This is a genomic window from Streptomyces sp. NPDC059456 (assembly GCF_042750055.1).
In the GTDB taxonomy this organism is placed as follows: domain Bacteria; phylum Actinomycetota; class Actinomycetes; order Streptomycetales; family Streptomycetaceae; genus Streptomyces.
This window is the reverse complement of record NZ_JBHYVA010000535.1, coordinates 1-6,015: the sequence shown is the minus strand read 5'-3', so window position 1 is coordinate 6,015 and position 6,015 is coordinate 1. Positions and strand designations below refer to the sequence as shown.

General features: G+C 74.7%; 3 protein-coding genes and 1 pseudogene. All 4 read left to right on the top strand.

Annotation, left to right across the window (positions count from 1 at the left end):
* Positions 1-430 precede the first annotated feature (430 nt).
* Positions 431-1,783, top strand: a complete 1,353-nt coding sequence (locus tag ACFXA3_RS32635) for a hypothetical protein (RefSeq protein WP_385192758.1) — start codon at positions 431-433, stop codon at positions 1,781-1,783.
* A gap of 5 nt (positions 1,784-1,788) precedes the next feature.
* The gene (locus ACFXA3_RS32630) at positions 1,789-2,835 is read left to right on the top strand and encodes a glutamate ABC transporter substrate-binding protein (protein WP_385192756.1); all 1,047 of its coding nucleotides are present in this window, start codon (positions 1,789-1,791) and stop codon (positions 2,833-2,835) included.
* A 95-nt stretch (positions 2,836-2,930) separates the two neighbouring features.
* A pseudogene (locus ACFXA3_RS32625) lies at positions 2,931-4,200 on the top strand (hypothetical protein).
* Positions 4,197-6,015, top strand: a 1,819-nt coding sequence (locus ACFXA3_RS32620) for a serine/threonine protein kinase (protein WP_385192753.1), incomplete at its 3' end; no start/stop codon positions are given. The pseudogene ACFXA3_RS32625 and the gene ACFXA3_RS32620, both read left to right, overlap by 4 nt.

Sequence of the window (6,015 nt, the reverse complement as noted above, 5' to 3'; positions counted from 1 at the left end):
GGGCGCGCTCCGCGCGGGGGGGGGGTGGTCTCCCGCCCTCTCACCCCCCGCGGGGCGGGGGGCGGGGGGGGGGGGGGGGGGGCGCGCCCCCCCGAGCCCGCCCGTCGGTGGTCGCGGCCCCGCCGGTGCTGGGGGCGGGGCTCCTGGGGCTGGACGCGCTCGGGGCGCTGCCCGGGGCGCAGGAAAAACTCCGTGCCCATTTCGGGTGAACCCGCCCCCGCGGGCCCCGGGTCTGGAACCGTGGCGGCCGTGGAGACGTATTCACGGTGAAGGGGTGGGGTCGGCGCACAGAGGGGGTGGATCACCGGGATCCGCGACCGGGTGCTGTGGTTGACCGTCACTACGGCCATACTGCTGCGGAGCAGAGGACCGAGGGGGAGGTCAGGTGGCCATCACATCACGCGCGCCCGCGCCCGGGGGCGCCGTCGCCGTGCCGCCCGCCGGTCCGCCGGACGGGCCTCCCCGGCGCGGTACGGCCTGGGCCGAGGGCGTGGAGCGGCTGCGCGCCGCGGCGACGACCGAACCCGGCCGGCTGCGGATCATCGGTGCGGTCCTGGCCGCGCTGGTGCTGCTGTTCGGCGCGGTGACCGTGTGGGAGATCTCCGACCGGGTCGGCGCCGCGGACGACGTGGTGGGCCGCAGCCAGCCGCTGAGCGCGGACGCGGCGAGCATCTACCGCTCGCTCGCGGATGCCGACACGGCCTCCTCCAGCGGGTTCCTGGCCGGCGGCGACGAGCCGCGCGAGGTGCGCCAGCGGTACGAGAAGGACATTTCCAACGCCTCGAAGCTGCTGGTGAGCGCTGCCGCGAACACCGGGGCGAACGAGGACTCGCGCCGGCAGATCGCGCTGCTGAGCGAGCAGCTGCCGCGCTACACGGGTCTGATCGAACAGGCGCGGGCCACGAACAAGCAGGGCCTGCCGCTGGGCGGCGCCTACCTGCGGTACGCCAACGAGCAGATGAGCACCCAGCTGCTGCCGGCCGCGCAGCGTCTGTACGAGGCGGAGACGGACCGGCTCTACACGGACTACGACGACGCCCGCTCGCTGCCGCTGGCCTCGCTGGGTGCGGGCCTGCTCGCGCTCGCGGCGCTGGCGTGGGCGCAGCGCCGCAACTACCACCGGACGAACCGGGTCTTCAACCACGGTCTCGTGGCGGCGACGGCCGCCTCGCTGGTGGTGCTGATGTGGCTTGCCGTGGGGCACACGGTGGCCCGGTCGGGGCTGGCCGAGGCCAGATCGGACGGGCAGGAGTCGCTGAAGGTGCTCAACGACGCGCGGATCGCCTCGCTCCAGGCGCGCGCCAGCGAGAACCTGACCCTCATCGCGCGGGGCGCCGTACTGGCCGCGGACAACAAGTCCGACAAGTACGACGTGGACTTCACGAACGAGATGAAGGAGCTGGACGCGGGGCTGGCGACGGCGCTCAGGCTCGCCGACGACAGCAGCGGGCGGGAGCCGGTCGCGCGCGCCGCGGACGGGGTCAAGCAGTGGAAGCAGCGGCACGCGGAGGCCCGGGAGACCGATTTGCGCGGCGACTACCAGGACGCCCTGCCCCAGGTCATCGGGGACAAGGACCACAAGGACAGCAGCGGGGCCTCGTTCGACACGGTGGACGCGTCCCTGGAGCAGGCTGTGGCCCATGAGCAGAAGGAGTTCACCCGGGCGGCCCGGGGCGGGCTCGGCGCGCTGGGCGGTTTGGTGACGGGTTCGGCGGCCCTGGCGGCCGTCGGCGCCGCTGCGGCACTGCTCGGCATCGGGCGCCGGCTTTCGGAGTACAGGTGACAGCGATGCGGATACGCGTGAAGTCCCCCGACGAGGGCCGTGACGGCGCCACCGGGATGCGGCGTGCGGCGGCCCGGCTGCGCGGCTGGGGCGGGGTCACCGCGATGGCCGCCGCCTGCGCGGTGACGGCCGCGGCCGTCCTGCTGCCGCTGGCCCAGGCGGCCCCGGAGGCCGGGAGCCACCCGGCCGTGGTCCGCGAACCGGCGTCGATGGCGGCCGCCCCGGCGCCCTGGACGCTCACCGACACCTGTCAGGACCCGGAGGCCAGCCTGAGCCCGTCCGCCGGGGACGGGCCGACGATCGAGCGGATCCGCAAGGCGGGCAAGCTCGTCGCGGGCGTGGACCAGAACAGCTTCAAGTGGGGCTACCGCAACCCGGTCGACGGCCGCCTCGACGGGTTCGACATCGCCCTGGTCAAGGCCATCGCCAAGGACATCCTGGGCGATGAGAACGCGGTCATCTACCGGGCCATCCCCACCAGCCAGCGCGTCCCCGCCCTCCAGGACGGGCGGGTCGACGTCGTCGTGCGCACCATGACGATCAACTGCAAGCGCCTGGAGGACGTCGCGTTCTCGACGGCGTACTTCGAGGCCGGCCAGCAGGTCCTGGCGCCCAAGGGCTCGCCGATCACCGGGTACGACGCCTCACTGAAGGGCCGCCGGATCTGCACCGCCGCCGGCTCCACGGCCGAGGCCGCGCTCAAGGCCCAGCCGTACGGCTCGGTCCCGGTCAGCGTGCCCAACCAGCTCGACTGCCTGGTCCGGCTCCAGCTGGGCGAGGTGGACGGCATCATCACGGACAACGCGCTCGCGGCCGGCCAGGCCGCGCAGGACCCGTCGGTGCGCCTCGTCGGCTCCCCGTTCACGAAGGAGTTCTACGGGGTGGCCATGAAGAAGGACGCCTCCGACCTGGTGCGCCGGGTGAACAAGGTGCTGGAGAACTACCGCGCCGGCGGTGACAACAGCCCCTGGATGCAGGCGTACGTCACGCACCTCAAGCCCGTTCTGCCCGGGGTGGCCGGACCGCCCGCGCCGAAGTACCGGGACGGCTGAGGCCGGTGGTGGGGGTACCTCCCGCGCGCGGGGGAGAGTCGGAGCCCGATGTCAGGAAAGCGGAGGCGGGGTCTGTGGAGGCGCAGTCGGCAGTGATGGACCGGGACGACGTCGACCGTGCCCTGGCCCGGCTCGGCGCGGAGCACGAGGCCGTCGAGACCTCGCTGCTCGCCCTCCAGGACCATGCCGGGCGCCGGCTGCTGGAAGGGGCCGGGCTGACCGGCGTCACCAAGGAGCGGTGGGCGGCGGCCGACGCCGCCATCACCCGCCTGTGGACGTACTTCGACGCCTACAGCGGGGCGCTGGGCGCTGCCCGGGAGATCCGCGAGCGGCGCCGCTGGCCCGGCCGCGACGAGCTGGTCGAGCTGACCGAGCGGCTGCGCGGGCCCGGGGTGCTGATCGCGGGGGCCGCGACGGAGGGCGCCGCGCTGGCGGAGCGGCTCTCGCTGGCCGAGCTGGTGGCCCGGATGAACGAGCTGTACGCGGGTTCGCTGGACGTGGTGGTGGCGGCCGACTCGGTGTGGTCGGCGCTGCCCGCCCGCATCGACCTGCTCGCCGCCGAGCTGCACCGCACGCGTTCGCTGGCCCACTCGGTGGGGGTGCGCCCGGGTGAGCACCCCTCGGGCGACGACCTGGAGGCCATCACCGCCGAGCTGACGGAGCTGCGGGAGCAGGTGATCGCGGACCCGCTGGCGTTCTGGCAACCGGTCTCGGGGAGTTCGGCGCCCGGTGGCGGCCGTCCGGACACCGCCCGCTACGACCGGGCCGCGGTCGCGCTGGAGGACGTACGGCGCGAGATCGAGGCGGTCCTGGCGGTGCGGCAGGACGCCGAGCAGCGGCTGATCGCCCTGCGGGACGTGCTCTCGCGGGCCGACCGGACGCTGGCGGAGGCCCGGACCGCGCGCGGCGAGGTGCTGGCGAAGATCGCGGCCTCGGAGGTGCCGGTGGTGAGCGGGCCGCCGACGGCGCTCCAGGAGCAGCTGGCGGCCGCGGCCGAGTACGTACCGGCGCCAGGCCCGGTGGCACCGGCTGTCGCCGCTGCTGGACTCGCTGGAGGAGCGGGCCGAGGAGGAACTGCGCCGGGCCCGCGAATCGTTGACCGCGGTGACGGCGCCCCTGGCGGTACGGGCGGAACTGCGCGGGCGGCTGGACGCGTACAAGGCGAAGGTGGCCCGGCACGGCATGGCGGAGGATCCGCTCCTGATCGAGCGGTACGACACGGCCCGGCGGATGCTGTGGAGCGCGCCCTGCGACCTGCGGGCCGCCGAGCAGGCCGTGCTGCGCTACCAGCAGGCCGCGGCAGAGTCACTGGCACCGCCGCAGCCGCAGTACCGGCCCGAGGGGCCGGGGAAGGAGGACGCATGAGTCCGGTCGGAACCGCGTGCGTTCGCCCCGGCTGCCCGGGGTCGTACGAGGACATGGGCGGCGGGGAGCTGTACTGCGACACCTGCGGTCTGGCGCCGGTCGGGGCCGTCGCCGCGGGTGCGGAGGAGCTGGTCTCGCCGCCGACGGGCATGACGAGCGCGGCCCGCGGCGGGGATTCGCACGGCTCGCGGGGTTCGCACGGCTCGGACCGGTCGGGCCGGTCGGGCCGGTCGGGGTCGGCACGCTCCTCGAGGTCCTCGCGTTCGTCGTCCTCGCGGCGCTCGGTGTCGGGCCGGCTGTCCCGCTCGCTGCCGGGGGCCTCGTCCACGCGTTCGGTGTCGGTGCGCAGTTCGGGTTCGGCGGCCGGGCCCTCGGGGCGCAGCCGGCTGGGCGCCGGGCTGGTCAACATCCCGGAGGTGCCGCGTCCGGACCCTGCGGCGGCGGTGCTGGAGAACCCGGAGGTGCCCGAGCGCAAGCGGTTCTGCTCGCGTTCGGACTGCGGGGCTCCGGTGGGCCGGTCCCGCGGTGACCGGCCGGGCCGGACCGAGGGCTTCTGCACCAAGTGCGGTCACCCGTACTCCTTCGTGCCCAAGCTGCGCGCCGGGGAGGTCGTCCACGGCCAGTACGAGGTGGCGGGCTGCCTGGCGCACGGCGGCCTCGGCTGGGTGTACCTGGCGGTGGACCGCGCCGTGTCGGACCGGTGGGTGGTCCTCAAGGGCCTGCTGGACACCGGGGACCAGGACGCGATGGCCGCGGCGATCTCGGAGCGGCGCTTCCTCGCTGAGATCGAGCACTCGAACATCGTGCGGATCTACAACTTCGTGGAGCACCTGGACCAGCGGACGGGTTCGCTGGACGGGTACATCGTCATGGAGTACGTGGGCGGCAAGTCGCTGAAGGAGATAGCGAACGAGCGGCGGCGGCCGGACGGCCGGCGCGATCCGCTGCCGGTCGAGCAGGCCTGCGCGTACGGGATCGAGGCGCTGGAGGCGCTCGGGCACCTGCACAGCAGGAACCTGCTGTACTGCGACTTCAAGGTCGACAACGCGATCCAGCAGCAGGACCAGCTGAAGCTGATCGACATGGGCGCGGTGCGCCGGATGGACGACGACGAGTCGGCCATCTACGGCACCGTGGGCTACCAGGCGCCGGAGGTGGCCGAGCTGGGTCCCTCGGTCGCCTCCGACCTGTACACGGTGGCCCGCACGCTGGCGGTCCTGACCTTCGATTTCCAGGGCTACACGAACGTGTTCGTGGACTCGCTGCCGGATCCGGAGCACATCGAGGTGTTCGGGCGGTACGAGTCCTTCTACCGGCTGCTGGTCCGGGCGACCGACCCGGATCCGGACCGGCGCTTCTCGTCCGCCCAGGAGATGGCGGACCAGCTGACGGGCGTGCTGAGGGAGGTCGTCGCACTGCAGACGGGCCGGCCTCGGCCGCAGCTGTCGACGCTCTTCGGGCCGGAGATCAGGGTTCCGGACACCCGGCTGTTCACCGACGGGGCCGGGTCCGAGGTGTCCCGGCTGGGCCCGCGGGCGGTGCCGGGCGCCGCGGCGGGCGGCGGGCGGCGGCTCGGGCGCATGCTGAGGTCCCGGTCCGCTTCCGGGTCCGTGACCGGGGCCGGGTCGGCTTCCGGGTCCGTTTCCGGGTCGGCGTCCGCTTCCGGCTCCGGGGCGTCCGGGTTCCCGCCCGTCGCGCCGGCGGCGCCCGGGGAGAACCCGGGCCCGGCCGCCGGGGCGGCGCCGCTCGGCACCCCCGCCCCGCCCCGGGCCGCCGCGCGCGCCCGCCCGGGGGCGCGCCCCCGGCGCCCGCCCC